The organism is Providencia sp. PROV003, from assembly GCF_045040775.1.
Taxonomy (GTDB): domain Bacteria; phylum Pseudomonadota; class Gammaproteobacteria; order Enterobacterales; family Enterobacteriaceae; genus Providencia; species Providencia huashanensis.
In genome coordinates, this window is the sequence record NZ_CP096369.1 from 2,375,266 (window position 1) to 2,391,563 (window position 16,298).

Genomic DNA, 16,298 nt, shown 5'->3' on the forward strand with positions numbered 1-16,298 from the left:
GTTTACAAGGAGACTCAATGGCTAACACCTTTGCCTTGATCCTAACACTGGCAACATTAATCACAGGGATTATATGGTGTTTAGACAAGTTTAAATTTGCACCTGCTCGTAAAGCGAAGCTAAAGCAATTACAGGATGCGACTAACGGTGCAGTGAGTGAAGCGGATGTTGCGAATGCAGTTCGCCGTCCTTCATGGCTTGAAACAGGGTCATCTATTTTCCCTGTGTTAGCTATTGTGCTGGTTGTCCGCTCATTTATTTATGAGCCATTCCAAATACCTTCAGGGTCAATGATGCCAACTTTATTAGTTGGCGACTTTATGTTGGTTGAGAAATTTGCTTATGGGCTAAAAGACCCAATTACGCAGACGACATTAATCGAAACTGGTAAACCTAAACGTGGTGATATTGCGGTATTTAAATACCCGAAAGATCCAAATGTTGATTTTGTAAAACGTGTGATTGGTATGCCTGGGGATAAAATCGTTTATAACCCAGATGCGAAAGAACTGACTATTTACCCAAATTGTGCTGATAACAAGTGCACGGAAAAACTCCCTATTACTTATGGTCCATTGGCACCGAGTGAATGGACGATGTTTTTTGATGTTGATTCTGTTGTTGACAGCCAAAAGGGTAATTATGAAATCCCATTGGACGAAGCATTACCTAGAAATGCACTGCGCCAGTATGAGCGTAGCGAAAAATTAGGCACCGTTGAACATCAAATCCTAATTATTCGCCAAGCTATTACTGAAGCAAGGTATTTGCAACCGGGTATGCCAAAGAATGAATGGATTGTGCCTGAAAAGCATTATTTTATGATGGGTGACAATAGGGACAACAGTTCAGATAGCCGTATGTGGGGCTTTGTTCCTGAAGAAAACCTAGTTGGTCGAGCTGTGTTTATTTGGTTAAGTTTGGATAAACAAGAAAACGAATGGCCTACAGGTATTCGCTTTAGCCGAATTGGTCCACTATAATCTTATTAATTGGATCTGCCAAACGGTGGTTGTGCGGGTTTTCATTTGAAAATCCGCATAATCCGAAGCATTATTATTTTACCCAGTGTACAATATAGTTTAATTAATATTATTGGCTCTCCAATTATTAACCCTCCTTTATAATGCATGGTAACTAATGGTATTTTATAATTAGTTCTACTGAGCTGTATAAAATGTGGGTTGACTCGGGAGTCAGTGCAAACGCAACAGTTTTGTAAAATGGCTTATTTTACAGGTCTGTTGCGTGTGCTTTTTTATCAAATAAAAATGGTTGGGCGCACATGAACCCCTCTTTACTAGAAAGATTACAGCGTAAGCTTGGTTATCAATTCAATCAAAATGAGTTATTAATCCAAGCCTTAACACATAGAAGCGCAAGCAGCAAACACAATGAGCGCCTAGAATTTCTAGGGGACTCAATATTAAGTTTTGTTATTGCAAATGACTTATATCATCGTTTCCCTAAAGTGGATGAAGGTGATATGAGCCGAATGCGAGCAACACTTGTGCGTGGAAATACATTAGCGGAAATTGCCCGTGAATTTGAACTCGGTGAATGCTTGCGTTTAGGGCCGGGGGAATTAAAAAGCGGTGGGTTTCGTCGCGAATCTATCCTTGCTGATACTGTTGAAGCACTGATCGGTGGTATTTTTTTAGATAGTGATATTCAAACGATCGAAAGAATTATTTTAGATTGGTATCAAAGTAGACTGGATGAAATCAGTCCGGGTGATAAACAAAAAGACCCGAAAACAAGGTTACAAGAATATCTGCAAGGGCGTCATTTACCATTACCTAACTATCTAGTTGTTCAGGTAAAAGGTGAAGCTCACGATCAAGAATTTACGATCCACTGTCAAGTCAGCGGTATTGAACAGCCTATTAATGGGGTTGGGTCAAGTCGCCGTAAAGCAGAGCAAGCCGCCGCAGAGCAAGCATTGAAAATTTTGGAGCTTGAATGAGTGAATTACAATCCCACTGTGGCTTTGTGGCTATAGTTGGGCGGCCAAATGTTGGTAAATCAACATTATTAAATCAATTACTGGGGCAAAAAGTTTCGATTACATCGAGAAAGCCTCAGACGACTCGCCATCGTATTATGGGGATCCATACAGAAGATAATTACCAAATTATTTATGTAGATACTCCAGGGTTACATATTGAAGAAAAACGAGCTATTAACCGTTTAATGAATCGAGCCGCATCGAGCTCAATTGGTGACGTGGAATTAGTTATTTTTGTGGTTGAAGGCACTAATTGGACGCCTGATGATGAAATGGTATTGACTAAGCTATCTAGCTTACGTTGCCCTGTTATTTTAGCGATCAATAAAATTGATAATGTGGTCGATAAAACGATATTGTTGCCGCATATCGGTATGATTAGCCAGAAAATGAACTTTTTGGATGTTGTTCCTATCAGTGCGGAGAAAGGCACGGGTGTAGATACAATTGCTAAGATTGTGAAGCAACATATACCTGAAGCGACTCACCATTTCCCTGAGGACTATATCACCGACCGTTCCCAGCGTTTTATGGCATCGGAAATCATCCGTGAAAAGCTAATGCGTTTTCTTGGGGATGAATTGCCATACTCAGTGACTGTAGAAATTGAACAATTTAAAGTGACGGATTCGGGTATATATCATATCAATGGGTTGATTCTGGTTGAGCGAGAAGGCCAGAAGAAAATGGTGATTGGTAACAAAGGTAGCAAACTGAAAACCATTGGTACTGAAGCACGTATTGATATGGAAAGAATGTTTGATAATAAAGTACACCTTGAGCTTTGGGTTAAAGTTAAATCTGGTTGGGCTGATGACGAAAGAGCATTGCGCAGCCTTGGTTATGTCGACGACCTCAAATAATTGGTGGCAGAATGAGTGGTTGGCAACGTGCGTTTGTACTCCATTCAAGGCCTTACAGTGAGACAAGCTTATTACTTGATTTTTTCACTGAAGGTGAAGGGAAAATTCGCTTGCTTGCGAAAGGTGCTCGCCGTAACCGCTCACCATTAAGAGGCTGTTTACAGCCTTTCACACCTTTGCTGATCCGTTGGGGAGGCAAAGGTGAAATCAAAACACTCATTAATGCTGACCCTGTTTCCTTGGCTTTACCTTTAACGGGGACGGTTTTATATAGCGGTTTATACCTTAATGAATTAACCGCTCGAGTATTAGAATTTGGCACACCTTATTCAGCCTTATTTTTTGATTACCTTTCCTGTTTGCAAATACTCGCAGCAAGTGAACAGACCCCAGAATTTGCTTTACGCCAATTTGAATTGGCACTGCTTTCCTACCTTGGTTATGGGGTGGATTTTCTACACTGTGCAGGCAGTGGAGAGCCAGTTTCCGATACTATGACTTACCGTTACCGTGAAGAAAAAGGTTTTATTGGTAGTTTAATTATTGACCAGCTCAGTTTCACAGGTAAGCAACTTAAAGCACTGGCTAGTAGAGAATTCCCAGATGCTGACACATTGAAAGCAGCCAAACGCTTCACTCGCATTGCCCTTAAACCCTACTTAGGTGGAAAGCCCTTAAAAAGCCGCGAGCTATTTCGCCAATTTACCTACTCGCCTAAAGTGCAGAATAAGCCCAATTAAATATATTGCTATTTTAATGATTGAATGACCCCATATATTAAATATATTGATTATGGTTATTCGCCCCTTTTTTATTATTTTTACTGAAAGTCTTCGCTTTGAACAACGTGAATTTATCATTTCAATAAAATTCTACGAAGCGCTTCGCAAAATAAAAGTGTAACCATTGAAATAGGGCAATTAAGCTGGAATTCACCTCGAATGATGAGAGATTTATTCCCTCAAGACGGCAAATTACAGTAGGATAGAAGGGAGAGTTGTTTGTTATCGTTTATTTATTGGGAGAAAAAAATGGCTGAGCTTTTGTTAGGTGTAAATATTGACCATATTGCAACTGTTAGGAATGCAAGAGGCACTCAATATCCCGACCCTGTACAAGCTGCTTTTGTCGCTGAGCAAGCAGGGGCTGATGGCATCACGGTGCATTTACGTGAAGATCGTCGCCATATTACCGATAGAGATGTCGCCCTTTTAAATGAAACCATTCAAACTCGAATGAATCTTGAAATGGCAGTAACGGATGAAATGGTTGAGATAGCCTGCCGTATTAAACCTGCATTTTGTTGCTTAGTCCCTGAAAAACGTGAAGAAGTCACCACTGAAGGTGGCTTGGATGTCGCAGGTCAAAAACAAAAAATAGCTGATGCCGTTAAGCGCCTTTCTGAAGCGGGTATTTTAGTTTCATTATTTATTGATGCAGATCACGAGCAAATCGATGCGGCACAAGAGTGTGGGGCACCATTTATTGAGATCCATACTGGGGCTTATGCAGATGCGAAAACAGAACAAGAGCAAGAGTTAGAATTTCGTCGTATTCGTGATGGTGTGGTATATGCCGCAGGTAAAGGTATTAAAGTGAATGCAGGTCACGGGTTGACTTACCATAATGTTCAGCGTATTGCCCAATTACCGGAAATTTATGAGCTAAATATTGGTCATGCAATCATTGGTCGTGCTTTATTTAGCGGGTTAGCACAAGCCGTTGCTGATATGAAAAAAATATTATTAGAAGCGCGTAAATAATGGCGATTGTAGGGTTAGGTACAGATATTGTTGAAATAGCACGCATTGAGTCTGCAATTGAACGCACAGGTGACAGCCTAGCGAACAGGATACTGACAGAAAGCGAGTTCGTTCAATACCAAAAACAATCAAAGCCAGCGCGTTTTTTGGCAAAACGTTTTGCAGTCAAAGAGGCTGCTGCAAAAGCATTAGGCACAGGAATACGCAATGGTTTAGCATTTACCCAATTCGAAGTGACAAATGATAAATTGGGTAAGCCATTACTTAATTTAAATGGCGCTGCGCTGGAACTTGCAGGTAGCTTAAAAGCAACACATTTCCATGTTTCGATTACAGACGAACGCCACTATGCCGCTGCTACAGTCATTATTGAAAGTAATCTTTAAATAATGCTATGCCTAGCTGCCAGAAAATCTACTGGCAGCTTTCTAAGCATTAAAGCTCAATAGCGAGGGGAGGTTAATTGGGGTTAAATTTTATCAGCGTGGTGAATTGCAACAAATTTGTCCCATAACTGTTCTTCAGTTTCAATATGTTGAGGGTCGGTGATGATTGTGTTTGTTATCGGGCAGACAGATTGACACGTAGGTTTGTCATAATGGCCTACGCATTCAGTACACAGGCTGGAGTCAATTTCATAAATTTCATCGCCCATAAAAATTGCATCATTTGGGCATTCTGGCTCACACATATCGCAGTTGATACATTTTTTAGTAATTAATAATGACATATCAATAATTTACACTTAAATAAGTTAATAATTAGCAACTTATACCTTGCACTTATTCGTTACTTTCGTCTGGTATTTGTGATTTTATACAGTATATTTCATATTGAAAAATCTAAATTCGTAACACAAAACTCAACGCATCCCTTTTTATAGCTTAGAAAATACCTAGTGAGTGCACTTAAAGTAGAGTGCTTTGTTATATAGGGGCATTTCAATGTCAGTAATGTCGGATAAAGCAACACAAAACTTAAAATCACCATCAGTTGATGAATATTTAGGTGCTTTACTGCGCTAGGAGCCATGCAAGCCCACTTATACAAGTACACACATGAGGTTTGTATTACTGCCGCTAAAATCATTTTAAATCATCTTAACAAGCTACGTCGATCTAAATACGAAGAATCACACTATCTATGCATTGATTTCAGTGAAGCAGGTAAGGTTACTATATATGCGGAGCTTCTGAAACAGATGAATTTAAAAGGTAGTAAGTTAGGCGAGTCTCTGTCAATTGTGTGAGAAAAAACAAAACTAATCAGAATAATGCTGGCAAGACTAAAAGATAAAGTGAACCTGCTTTGGCAGGTTTTTGTTGCCCAAGCCATAGATGATCTAGCTAGCTTGGGCAATAAATTATTTATTCGATTCTATTTTCTTATCCTGCTCATATAACTTAGCGCCTTTAGCTCGAAGTTCTCCATCGACAATTTCGATAGAATCAGCTTCTACAATAATTTTTTCCTGTGGTTCATTGCTAGATTGCTTCCCGTTTAATTTGATAGTGATTTCAGGAGCATTGATAACACCCTCTTTGACTTCTACCGATTCAGATGAAGTTTGTATGGAATTGGCCATAGCGAACGTAGATAGTGTGACTGAAATTACAGCTAAAGGTGCAATATATTTGCGCATAAAAAAACACTCCATTGTGATGTATAAAACGGGATGCTATCAAATGAAGGTTAAATGGGTTACAAGTTATGTAAAGGTAGTTAGTTTAAGTGTGTCTAGCGAAACTCGGCAGGTTTGCTTCAATTTGCATTTCCTCTACGCTAACATCACTGAAATTAATTAATGGGATGGTGTGAGATGAAAAGGATACTAGCAGTTGTGTTGTTCATATGTTTTCAATCGTCTGTAATGGCGACTACCTACAGCTTGGATGAACTACAGGCGATGTTAGATAACAATAAAAAGCCAGAAGTAGTAAGCCCTTATAAGCAACTCATAAAAGTTAAAGGGCTAGGTGATTTTAAATCTTGCAAAGAGTGGCAAAAAGAACAATTAATACCTTATGCTGTGTATCCACAGAAAATAGGGGCTTCAATGGAGAAGTTATATTCTATTAGGGTGTTGATGGAGGATAGAACACTAACATTCAATTGTATTGATCTGGACAATGTGTCCGGTACTATAAATGAAGCAATGTACAAGTAATTTAGCCCTTACCTGTTGTCAGGTATTTCACTCAAATTTGAGGGACTGCTTACTCATAATCTATGCTCCTTTATCTGACGAAGTGGCTAAAGTTATTAATTATGAGGAACGACCTCCCCTAAATAACTTGTTATGCATGAAGTAGTTATTGATATATCGCCAATTAAATTGCTGATAAAAATTGAGTTGAATTATTAACCTTGAATGTAAAAGAAAATTAAGTGATTAATATTTACCGATAACATTCACTTGAATAAATATTTTCAGATAACAAAAGTTATGGTAGTAATAATAAAAAATTATTAGGGTATGGCTATGTTTGAAAACCTAGGTGTATTGAATTTTTGGACGTATTTGGCAGGGTTAATATTAATTATCATTGTACCGGGGCCAAACTCGCTTTATGTATTAAAAACAAGTACATCACATGGTACTCGAGCAGGGTACCGCGCTGCAATAGGGGTATTTACTGGGGATGCAATCCTGATTTTCCTTTCTTTTATTGGTGTCGCATCACTGATTAAAGCATCACCGACTCTATTCACCATTGTTCGTTACTTAGGGGCTGCTTATTTATTGTATTTAGGCTGCAAAATTTTGTATGCCACTTTTTTACAAAAGAAATCAATGTCTTCTGAACAAAGTACGATAGAAATTAAAGCTGAGAAATATTTCACTCGGGCTTTAGTACTCAGTTTAACTAACCCTAAGGCCATTTTATTTTATATTTCATTTTTTATTCAGTTTATAGATTTTAATTATTCTCATGCATGGGTACCTTACTTGGTATTAGCCACCATTTTGGAAGCTGTTAGCTTTTTATATCTGAGCTTACTGATTTTTAGTGGTTACTTAATTGCGCGTTTTTTACGTGAAAAACAAGTGCTGGCGAAGTTAGGAAACTGTACGGTTGGGGCGTTCTTCATGGGGTTTGCCGCAAAATTAGCTATTTTTAGCAATTAGCTGAAGATGATACGGGTGTCGACTATTTCAAATTGCAGTCACTCTAACATTTCGGGATAATCAATACATAAAATGTATTGAACAGAGGTAAGAGTGACGCAAATAGAAATTGATGAGTTTTGGATGCAACAAGCCCTAGAGCTAGCGTTGAAAGCGCAAGAGATAGGCGAAATCCCGGTGGGGGCGTTACTTGTTAAAGATAATCAACTAATTGCTTCAGGCTGGAATCGTTCCATTATTGACCACAACCCGACAGCCCATGCTGAAATTATTGCTTTGCAACAAGCAGGGCAAGCTCTGAGCAACTACCGTTTATTAGATACCACATTATATGTCACATTAGAGCCTTGCATCATGTGTGCAGGAGCGATAATTCACAGCCGAATTGGTCGTGTCGTGTATGGCGCTAAAGATTTTAAAACAGGGGCTTGTGGTTCTTATATTAATATTATGGGGCAAGCTGGGTTAAATCATTATGTGGATGTGACTGGCGGAGTCTTAGCCGAAAAGTGTTCTTCAATGCTTAGTGCTTTTTTTAAAATGCGCAGAGAGCAGAAAAAAGCACAAAAGCGTCAACAGAGTTAACGGTGTTATTTCACTATCCGATTTGCTATTAATTCGTAGGTTTAAAGCGGGTTATCTGGGGATTTAAGTGGTGGAACTGGCACTGGGTTATCAGTCTCTGTTTCATCTTGTAATGAATAAGGCGAAATCAAATAATGGCCTAAGGATAGCTTTTCCATGTTATGGATTTTAGGTGTTTGGTTAGAGGAGCTCATCGCCCCCAGGTTTTTAATGCTAACTTTTTCTGTAATAGGTGACTGATTTTCAGTTGGGTTAGCCCCTGTGGTTTTTAAGTTATCAGGCGAAATCAAGTAAGTTAATGACTTTTGAGCAATATCAAGCGTATGTTGTTTTCTTTCTCGGCTTTGCAAATAACCGACTAGGCTTTGATGATATCGACGAATATTTTCAACATAGCGATAAGCCTCATGCCCACGAGCATAGCCATAGGTTAGCTGTGAATAATATTTCTTTTGGGTCAGTAATGGTAACCGTGCTTTAACATCAAACCACCGATTTGGGTCCCCACCTAGCATTTCCGTTAGTTTACGCACATCCTGCATATGGCCATATCCCATATTATAAGCTGAAAGAGCGAACCAAATTCGGTCATCTTCTGCGATGGTTTCGGGTAACCGGTCCATTATATAAGCAATATAAGCAGCACCGCCTTTAATACTTTCTTCTGCGTCTAACCTATCGGCAATTCCCATCGTTGCTGCCGTTGGTTTTGTTAACATCATTAAGCCACGGACCCCGGTAGGAGAAGTTGCAAGGGGGTCCCAGTGAGATTCTTGCCATGCAATTGCTGCGAGTAGTTTCCAATCTATCTGTTGGGCATATTTTTCAAATAAAGGTTGGTAGTCAGGTAGTTTATTATCGATAGCTTTAATAAATGCCATGGTATCAAAGTAATCGAATGACTCTACGTGGCTAAAATACTTTTCATTTAACCGTGCTAATAATTCACTTTCATTGCTGAGATTGAAAAAGTCCAGTAATGCGGCATCTAAGCTATTTTCTTGACTACGTCGCATATACCAGGTAACAGCATGGTCATCTAATAGGTCAAAAGCGACAGCAATTTGAGGATGGATGCGCTGCTGTAAAGCGATGGCGATAGAATCTTCTAGTGTATAATCGATTTCACCATCAGCTAGCATCTCAAGTATTTGATTTGTAGTATATTGAGATGTTTCTTCCCATTTTAGATTTGGGTATTCCTTAGCAAGCTCCTTTAGCGTGCTAGCATGGGCGGTACCAGAGGTGACCAGTAGTTTGCCATCAATATCATTGAAAGATTTTGGCCTCGTGGTTCCCTTTCTATATACGAGTTGCTGGGTGACATTAAGGTAACTTGGCCCAGTTTTAGTTTTTGCTAACCTTTCTTTATTATAAAGTAGCCCAGCGACAGCGATATCTGCATCCCCATTTTCAAGATCATCAAAAATCTGCTCAAAATTTGGGCGAATGGTGATTTTTAGTTTAACACCAAGATATGAGGCAAACCCTTGGGCGAGTTCATAGTCAAATCCGCGCAACTGTTTTTGCTCATCTATATAGATAAGTGGTGAGCTAACAGCACTAATACGTAATTCACCTTGAGATATAATTCTATTAATTTGTGAATCTTGTGTATTTGGCCAACGGACGTTAAAACCAATGACCATTGTAGCCAGTAGCGTGATAACTAGGATGATTAGATAGTTAACTTTTAAGTTATTCAAATAATAGTTTCTCGTGCATTAACTGGTGCTGGTATACCTAAAAAGAGTATGGCTAAGTAATGGTTATAATTCCAGTGGTTGGCTATTTTGCTCAACAATCAAGATCGGTGCAACCTATATTATCGTATTTAGCACATAATAATATTTAACTAACCGCTTCATTTTTAATCACGCAAACGGTTTCGTATTGATGAACATTGCTCTATAATGTCCTTCGGTTTCCCTGCTTTCATGTTCAGGGCTGGCGTTTAAAAGAGAGAAATTAAGACTATGGAAATTTTGCGTGGTTCACCTGCTCTATCAGCATTTCGTATTACCCGCCTTTTGGCGCTGTTCGCAGAAAAACAGCTCCCTGTTACGGATATTTATGCTGAATATATGCACTTTGCTGAGCTGTCAGCGCCGTTAAGTGAAAGTGAGCAAGGCAAACTGAGCAGTTTGTTAAAGTATGGTCCTTCTCTGGCGGAGCATGACCCATTCGGTAAGCTGATTCTAGTGACCCCACGTCCGGGGACGATTTCTCCATGGTCTTCTAAAGCAACGGATATCGCGCATAACTGCGGTCTTACTCAAGTGAAACGTATTGAACGCGGAATTGCTTACTATGTTCAAGGGGACAACTTAACCCAAGAACAATGGCATGATGTAATCACTATTTTGCATGACCGCATGATGGAAACTATTTTTTCTTCTTTTGAACAAGCCAGTGCGTTGTTTGCGCAGCAACAACCAGCTCCCATGAAAGTGGTTGATATTATTGCTGGTGGACGCCTTGCATTAGAAACAGCAAATAAAGAAATGGGGTTAGCATTGGCTGATGATGAAATAGATTATCTGCTAAATGCTTTTACAGGCTTGAAGCGTAACCCAACAGACGTTGAATTATATATGTTTGCACAAGCAAACTCAGAACACTGCCGCCATAAAATTTTTAACGCAGATTGGGTTATTGACGGTGAAGAACAGCCGAAATCGCTGTTTAAAATGATTAAAAATACCTTTGAGAAAACACCTGATCACGTTTTATCTGCATATAAAGATAATGCTGCGGTAATGGAAGGCTCATCAGTTGGCCGCTTCTTCCCTGATCCAGAAGGGCGCACTTATCGTTATCATCAAGAAGATGCACATATTTTAATGAAAGTAGAGACACACAACCACCCAACGGCAATCTCTCCGTGGCCTGGTGCTGCAACAGGGTCTGGTGGTGAAATTCGTGATGAAGGGGCTACAGGTCGTGGTGCAAAACCAAAAGCAGGCTTAGTTGGTTTTTCTGTTTCTAACTTACGAATTCCGGGCTTTGAACAGCCATGGGAAGAGGATTTCGGTAAACCTGAGCGGATTGTTACTGCGCTGGACATTATGATGGAAGGGCCTCTTGGGGGGGCGGCATTTAATAATGAGTTTGGCCGTCCTGCGTTATTGGGTTACTTCCGTACCTATGAAGAAAAAGTTAACAGCCATAATGGTGAAGAATTACGAGGCTACCACAAACCAATTATGCTAGCGGGCGGTATTGGTAATATCCGAGCGGACCATGTTCAAAAAGGTGAGATCACCGTAGGTGCTAAATTAGTAGTACTTGGCGGCCCTTCCATGAATATTGGTTTAGGGGGAGGTGCTGCATCATCTATGGCGTCAGGTCAATCCGATGCTGATTTAGATTTTGCCTCCGTGCAACGTGATAATGCAGAGATGGAGCGTCGCTGCCAAGAGGTTATCGATAGGTGTTGGCAGCTTGGTGATGATAACCCAATCTTATTTATTCATGATGTGGGCGCTGGTGGTCTGTCAAATGCTATGCCTGAGCTAGTCAGTGATGGGGGCCGTGGAGGTCGCTTTGAACTGCGTAAAATCCTCAATGATGAGCCGGGAATGAGCCCATTAGAAGTGTGGTGTAATGAGTCACAAGAACGCTATGTTATGGCGGTTTCACCAGAACAGCTTCCTGTATTTACGGCAATTTGTGAGCGTGAGCGTGCGCCATTTGCAGTGATTGGTGAAGCAACAGAAGAACGCCATTTAACGCTAAATGACCAGCATTTTAATAATCAACCTATTGATATGCCGTTGGATGTGCTACTGGGTAAAACGCCGAAAATGCTTAGGGATGTGAAAACCCTGAAAGCAGAAGCCGATGCATTAGATAGAACAACGATTAACCTAAATGAAGCGGTTAAACGTGTACTTCATTTACCTGCGGTGGCTGAGAAAACGTTCTTAATTACGATTGGTGACCGTACCGTTACCGGGATGGTCGCTCGCGACCAAATGGTCGGGCCATGGCAGATCCCTGTTGCAGATTGCGCAGTAACAACAGCAAGCTTAGATAGCTACTATGGTGAGTCGATGTCTATCGGCGAAAGAACGCCGGTAGCACTATTAGATTTCGCGGCCTCTGCACGTATGGCTGTCGGTGAAGCGTTAACAAATATCGCCTGTTCTTACGTTCAAGATTTAAAACGCGTCAAATTGTCAGCAAACTGGATGGCGGCAGCAGGGCATCCAGGGGAAGATGCTGGGTTATATGAAGCGGTTAAAGCCGTCGGTGAAGAGCTTTGCCCCGCATTAGGGTTAACCATCCCTGTTGGTAAAGACTCAATGTCAATGAAAACACGTTGGCAGCATGAGGGTGAGGAACGTGAAATGACGTCACCACTCTCATTGGTGATCACTGCATTTGGGCGTGTAGAAGATGTGCGTTTAACAGTGACTCCTGAATTAAAAACATCGACAGATAACGCATTATTATTGATTGACCTTGGTCAAGGCCACAATGCATTAGGTGGTTCTGCACTCGCACAGGTTTATCGCCAATTAGGCAACAAAGCCCCTGATGTACGCAGCCCTGAGTTGCTGCTCGGCTTCTTTAATACTGTGCAGAAATTATTATCAGAGCAAAAATTACTCGCTTATCACGACCGTTCAGATGGCGGTTTGTTTGTCACATTAGCGGAAATGGCTTTTGCAGGGCACTGTGGGATCAATGTTGATATTAGCTCATTCGATGAAGACACTCTTGCCGCGTTATTCAATGAAGAACTTGGAGCTGTGATCCAAATTAATGGCGCGGATAAATCTTATGTAGAAGAATGCTTTGCTCAGGCTGGCTTGGCCTCTTGTGTTCATTATTTGGGGACGGCGACGCAAGATGATGCGGTGATAATTAATAGTCGCGATACGGTGGTTTATCATGGCTCTCGTAGCCAACTGCGCCAATGGTGGGCTGAAACAACATGGCAAATGCAACGTCTGCGTGATAACGAAGTGTGTGCTGATGAAGAGCACGCGATGAAACAAGATGACCAAGACCCTGGTTTACATGCTCATCTGACTTTTGATATTGAAGATGACGTCGCCGCGCCATATATTTTATCAGGTGTACGTCCAAAAGTGGCGGTATTGCGCGAACAAGGTGTTAACTCTCATGTTGAAATGGCAGCCGCTTTTGACCGTGCAGGTTTTGATGCGGTTGATGTTCATATGAGTGACTTGTTAGCGGGGAATTTATCCCTGAGTCAATTCCAAACACTGGTAGCTTGTGGCGGCTTCTCTTATGGTGATGTATTAGGGGCGGGGGAAGGTTGGGCAAAATCAATTTTGTTCAATAATAAAGTTCGTGATGAGTTTGCGGCATTCTTTAATCGTCCTGATACCTTATCCTTAGGGGTCTGTAATGGTTGCCAAATGATGTCAAACTTACATGAGCTGATCCCAGGAGCAGAGTACTGGCCACGTTTTGTTCGTAACCGTTCAGAACGTTTTGAAGCCCGCTTTAGTTTAGTTGAAATTGCGAATAGCCCGTCATTATTGCTGCAAAATATGGCTGGCTCTCGCATGGCGATAGCGGTTTCTCATGGCGAGGGGCAGGTAGAGGCTCGTGGTGCGGCACATTTACAGCAGTTAGAAGACAATGGGCTAGTAGCCATGCGTTTTGTGAATAATTATGGTCAAGTGACTGAGCAGTATCCAGCTAACCCGAATGGGTCAGTTAATGGGATCACTTCGGTTACCACAAAAGATGGGCGAGCCACTATTATGATGCCTCACCCAGAGCGTGTTTTCCGTACGGTGAGTAACTCATGGCACCCTGAAAACTGGGGAGAAGATAGCCCATGGATGCGAATTTTCCGTAATGCACGTAAACAATTAGGTTAATAGTTAATTAAGGTTGTTTATCAGGCCAGTTGATTTTTCTTCTGGCCTGTTTTTTTAGCGAGTGGGGGCGAAAACACTATTTCCAAAAGCGATTGATTTGTTCACGCAATGCTTCTGCGGTCTGCTTCCCTGTTTCACCAACTAAGGCTCTCCCAGCGATAAACGCTTTCGCTTTGATGCCATTGAATAAGTGGATATCCTCAGGAACGATACCGCCAGTGATAGACAGTTCTAGCCCAAGGTCAGAAAGCTGACGCATTTTTTCAATATCTTCGTTAGTCCAACCAATACCAGCGAGTTCAGCATCACGAGACCGGTGGTATATGGCTTGTGAGATACCAAGTTCAACCCAGTTTTTAGCATCTTCAAATGTCCAATTACCATAGATTTCGATTTGGATTTCCCGGTTAAATTCATCGGCGACTTTTTTACAGGCGGCGATAGTGGCGATATGAGCAGCCGCGGAAACGGTGATCCAATCTGCACCAGCCTCAAAGGCCATACGGGAAAGAATGGCACCGCCATCGGTAGTTTTCATATCACAAACAATAATATGGTTTGGGTATTGTTTGCGTAACGTGGCAACGGCATTCATTCCTTCCGCAAAGGCTAAAATTGTTCCTACTTCAATAATATCGACAAAGGAGTGCACATTTTCAGCGACGTTTAAAGCGGATTGTAAGTCAGTTTGGTCTAATGCAATTTGGATCAAAGGTTTGGTCATTGTGATTGTCCTAGAATATTTTCACGTATCAAACGCGCAAGGCCATCACCATTGTTATCTGTAGCACAAACGACATCTGCGTGGGATTTCACGGTATCATCGGCATTCTTCATTGCAACTCCTAAGCCCGCTAGCTCAATCATGGAGATATCGTTGTGATTATCGCCGACAGCGATAACTTGGTTTGGTTGATACCCCAGAGAGTTAAGGTGTTCAGCTAAACGTATTCCTTTATTATTGCCTTTAGCGGCGAAATCGAAACGGTTTGACCATGACTTTTCTGCATTAAAAGTTTGTTTTATCCAAGGGGAATTCAAGAAACGTTGTAATGTAGCGGGTTCACCTTCGACAACAAACTTCCAAATATAGTCAGCGTGCTGGACTTGTTCTTCAAATGAATCAATACGATAAATTTTGGGTGGATGGGCCATTGTTGGGTCGTTAGCCCATTGCTCCATTGCATTCATGTAATCGATAGGATCGACTTTTGAATACACCATGGCATCAGTGATATACATCACCATTTTCAGCTTGTCTTGTTGCGCGAGTTCGATAAAAGTGAGTGCATTTTGTTTGGTGAGTGCATTGTGCGTGATAACTTTTTCGTTTTGGTAATCATAGATATAAGTACCATTGCAACAAATAATAGGCGTGGTTAGCCCTAGCTCATCATAATAAGGGCGAGCAGCGGTATGATGGCGTCCCGTTACAATCATAACGTGACATTGCTTTGTTGCTGCCTGAATGGCTTGTCTGACTTCAGGGTGAATTGTGTGATCCTGAGTGAGTACGGTGCCATCCAAATCAAGTGCTAATACTTTATACATAGTGGATTACCTCTATAGCTAATTAGTGATTTTCTTTTGTTATCATTAAATTAGCATAATGCTTGATCAATAACCTGATAAACATCATCAATCGTTCGACAGCGGCGCAATTTATTGAGGTCAACGCCTGTTTCACTGTCTTCATCATCAAGAACGCGAGTGACTTCCATTAAGCCTTCCATGTGTTCATCTGATGAACTGCCAGCAAGAGTGATCAGCACATCGACGGGTTCCTCTTCCCCATCAAAAATAATGGGGCTTTCTAATGTGACAAGGGCAAAAGCCGTGCGGATCACACCATCTTCAGGCCTAGCATGGGGAAGTGCGAGATTGGGCGCGATACAAATGTAAGGACCGAGTTTTTCGACGCTACTGATAATCGCATCATGGTAGGCGGGTTTGATTGCGCCAGAAGCGACCAGCATATCCGTACCGATTTTAATGGCATCACGCCAGTTGGTTGCGGATGCTTGTAGCTGGATTGAATTATTATCAATTAATGACTGTTTAAACCCCATCATTGTCTTCCTTTTA

16 protein-coding genes are annotated in these 16,298 nt (G+C 41.2%); 10 read left to right on the top strand and 6 right to left on the bottom strand.

Going from position 1 to position 16,298, the window contains the following annotated elements; all coding sequences use genetic code 11:
• Positions 1 to 17: 17 nt before the first annotated feature.
• The 6 genes from lepB (at position 18) to acpS (ending at position 5,020) form a co-directional block, all read left to right on the top strand.
• Positions 18 to 983, top strand: coding sequence for a signal peptidase I (lepB, locus tag M1F14_RS10775; protein WP_042844715.1), 966 nt, complete (start codon positions 18 to 20; stop codon positions 981 to 983).
• Between the two features lie 302 nt (positions 984 to 1,285).
• On the top strand, positions 1,286 to 1,966 hold the full coding sequence (gene rnc / locus M1F14_RS10780) for a ribonuclease III (protein ID WP_042844714.1): 681 nt from the start codon (positions 1,286 to 1,288) through the stop codon (positions 1,964 to 1,966).
• Entirely contained in the window at positions 1,963 to 2,871 is a 909-nt protein-coding gene (gene era / locus M1F14_RS10785) for a GTPase Era (protein ID WP_042844713.1), read from the top strand. Before rnc ends, era begins: the two co-directional genes overlap by 4 nt.
• Before the next feature lie 11 nt (positions 2,872 to 2,882).
• The gene (gene recO / locus M1F14_RS10790; protein ID WP_129466143.1) at positions 2,883 to 3,611 is read left to right on the top strand and encodes a DNA repair protein RecO; all 729 of its coding nucleotides are present in this window, start codon (positions 2,883 to 2,885) and stop codon (positions 3,609 to 3,611) included.
• Between the two features lie 291 nt (positions 3,612 to 3,902).
• Positions 3,903 to 4,634, top strand: a complete 732-nt coding sequence (gene pdxJ / locus M1F14_RS10795) for a pyridoxine 5'-phosphate synthase (protein ID WP_042844710.1) — start codon at positions 3,903 to 3,905, stop codon at positions 4,632 to 4,634.
• The gene (gene acpS / locus M1F14_RS10800) at positions 4,634 to 5,020 is read left to right on the top strand and encodes a holo-ACP synthase (RefSeq protein ID WP_042844709.1); all 387 of its coding nucleotides are present in this window, start codon (positions 4,634 to 4,636) and stop codon (positions 5,018 to 5,020) included. The genes pdxJ and acpS overlap by 1 nt, the downstream gene beginning before the upstream one ends.
• 83 nt (positions 5,021 to 5,103) lie before the next feature.
• Here the strand turns inward: acpS and M1F14_RS10805 are convergent, their stop codons facing one another.
• Positions 5,104 to 5,364 (bottom strand): YfhL family 4Fe-4S dicluster ferredoxin, encoded by a 261-nt coding sequence (locus tag M1F14_RS10805; protein ID WP_042844708.1) that lies wholly within the window; start codon positions 5,362 to 5,364, stop codon positions 5,104 to 5,106.
• A 633-nt stretch (positions 5,365 to 5,997) separates the two neighbouring features.
• On the bottom strand, positions 5,998 to 6,276 hold the full coding sequence (locus M1F14_RS10810; RefSeq protein ID WP_042844707.1) for a hypothetical protein: 279 nt from the start codon (positions 6,274 to 6,276) through the stop codon (positions 5,998 to 6,000).
• Between the two features lie 177 nt (positions 6,277 to 6,453).
• Here M1F14_RS10810 and M1F14_RS10815 point away from each other — a divergent pair, with 177 nt between their 5' ends.
• The 3 genes from M1F14_RS10815 (at position 6,454) to tadA (ending at position 8,349) form a co-directional block, all read left to right on the top strand.
• Positions 6,454 to 6,801, top strand: a complete 348-nt coding sequence (locus tag M1F14_RS10815; RefSeq protein WP_042844706.1) for a hypothetical protein — start codon at positions 6,454 to 6,456, stop codon at positions 6,799 to 6,801.
• A gap of 315 nt (positions 6,802 to 7,116) precedes the next feature.
• Positions 7,117 to 7,764 (top strand): leucine efflux protein LeuE, encoded by a 648-nt coding sequence (leuE, locus tag M1F14_RS10820; protein WP_042844705.1) that lies wholly within the window; start codon positions 7,117 to 7,119, stop codon positions 7,762 to 7,764.
• Between the two features lie 93 nt (positions 7,765 to 7,857).
• Positions 7,858 to 8,349, top strand: a complete 492-nt coding sequence (gene tadA, locus M1F14_RS10825; RefSeq protein WP_042844704.1) for a tRNA adenosine(34) deaminase TadA — start codon at positions 7,858 to 7,860, stop codon at positions 8,347 to 8,349.
• 41 nt (positions 8,350 to 8,390) lie between these two features.
• Here tadA and mltF read toward each other — a convergent pair whose 3' ends face one another.
• A complete protein-coding gene (mltF, locus tag M1F14_RS10830) occupies positions 8,391 to 10,055 on the bottom strand; it encodes a membrane-bound lytic murein transglycosylase MltF (RefSeq protein ID WP_072065756.1) in 1,665 nt (554 codons plus the stop codon).
• A gap of 270 nt (positions 10,056 to 10,325) precedes the next feature.
• Here mltF and purL point away from each other — a divergent pair, with 270 nt between their 5' ends.
• Positions 10,326 to 14,213 (top strand): phosphoribosylformylglycinamidine synthase, encoded by a 3,888-nt coding sequence (gene purL, locus M1F14_RS10835; RefSeq protein ID WP_048607870.1) that lies wholly within the window; start codon positions 10,326 to 10,328, stop codon positions 14,211 to 14,213.
• A gap of 76 nt (positions 14,214 to 14,289) precedes the next feature.
• On the opposite strand, the gene M1F14_RS10840 is transcribed toward purL, so the two are convergent.
• From M1F14_RS10840 to M1F14_RS10850, 3 genes are read right to left on the bottom strand one after another with little or no spacing between them, the layout of a single operon-like run.
• A complete protein-coding gene (locus M1F14_RS10840) occupies positions 14,290 to 14,937 on the bottom strand; it encodes a 3-keto-L-gulonate-6-phosphate decarboxylase UlaD (protein ID WP_048607868.1) in 648 nt (215 codons plus the stop codon).
• On the bottom strand, positions 14,934 to 15,764 hold the full coding sequence (locus M1F14_RS10845) for a Cof-type HAD-IIB family hydrolase (protein ID WP_048607865.1): 831 nt from the start codon (positions 15,762 to 15,764) through the stop codon (positions 14,934 to 14,936). The genes M1F14_RS10840 and M1F14_RS10845 overlap by 4 nt, the downstream gene beginning before the upstream one ends.
• Before the next feature lie 50 nt (positions 15,765 to 15,814).
• Positions 15,815 to 16,282 (bottom strand): PTS sugar transporter subunit IIA, encoded by a 468-nt coding sequence (locus M1F14_RS10850; protein WP_042844695.1) that lies wholly within the window; start codon positions 16,280 to 16,282, stop codon positions 15,815 to 15,817.
• Positions 16,283 to 16,298 lie beyond the last annotated feature (16 nt).